Origin of the sequence: Arthrobacter sulfonylureivorans, assembly GCF_047607445.1 — a bacterium.
GTDB classification, from domain to species: Bacteria; Actinomycetota; Actinomycetes; order Actinomycetales; family Micrococcaceae; genus Crystallibacter; species Crystallibacter sulfonylureivorans_A.
In genome coordinates this window covers 1-729 of the sequence record NZ_JBLKRT010000098.1, presented here as the reverse complement: position 1 = coordinate 729, position 729 = coordinate 1, and the positions used below count along the sequence as shown (strand labels likewise).

Genomic DNA, 729 nt, shown 5'->3' with positions numbered 1-729 from the left:
GCACGACGAAATGCCGATGACCCAGACCGAGTTCCACCACGCGAAGCCGATCTTCGAGTACTTCGACGGCTGGACCGAGGACATCACCGGCGCCAAGACGCTGGAGGACCTGCCGACGAACGCACGCAACTACGTGCTGGCGCTGGAGAAAATGTCCGGCACCCGGTTCTCCGCCATCGGCGTGGGCCCGGACCGGGACCAGACCATCGTGATCCGGGACCTGATCTCGGAGTAACGGACAACAAATAACGACGGCGGTGCGGGGCTTGGCTCCGCAAGTCACCTACCGACTGGGTAGCGTGACGGCCGGCCGGATGGAATTGAAGGGCGCGGGCAGCGATGTCCGCGCCCTTCGCCGTTGCGGCCCGCTTGTGTGCCGCACTCCTATGTGAGCGGCTGCACAGGGCTGCTTCCGGGTGGGGTGGGTGTCCGGGCGCTCCGTGCGGGTGGGTGCTGTGGGGTGTGGTTGCGTGTGTTTGCGGGGTTTTGGGGTTGCGGGGGTGGTGCGTTTTGGGGGTTTTGGGTGGGTGGTTGGGGTGATTTGCGCGGGGTGCGGGAGGCGTGTATTGTTTTCTGAGTCGCTGCTGCTGAAGCAGAGAAAACAGCGGCCAATCCCCTTCAAAGATATGCCAGGTTCTGGTGCGTTTGACGCGCCTCTGGGGTGTTGGGAGGGGCCCGGGTTCGGGTCTGGATCTGCCGGGAACGGCGATTTGCAAAGGCTGCGGGAAC

The 729-nt window shown here is 64.3% G+C and carries 1 protein-coding gene; it reads left to right on the top strand.

Features of this window, described 5'->3' with window-relative positions:
• Positions 1–235, top strand: a 235-nt coding sequence (locus ACMX2H_RS18955) for an adenylosuccinate synthetase (RefSeq protein ID WP_414962833.1), incomplete at its 5' end; no start/stop codon positions are given.
• Positions 236–729: the final 494 nt, after the last annotated feature.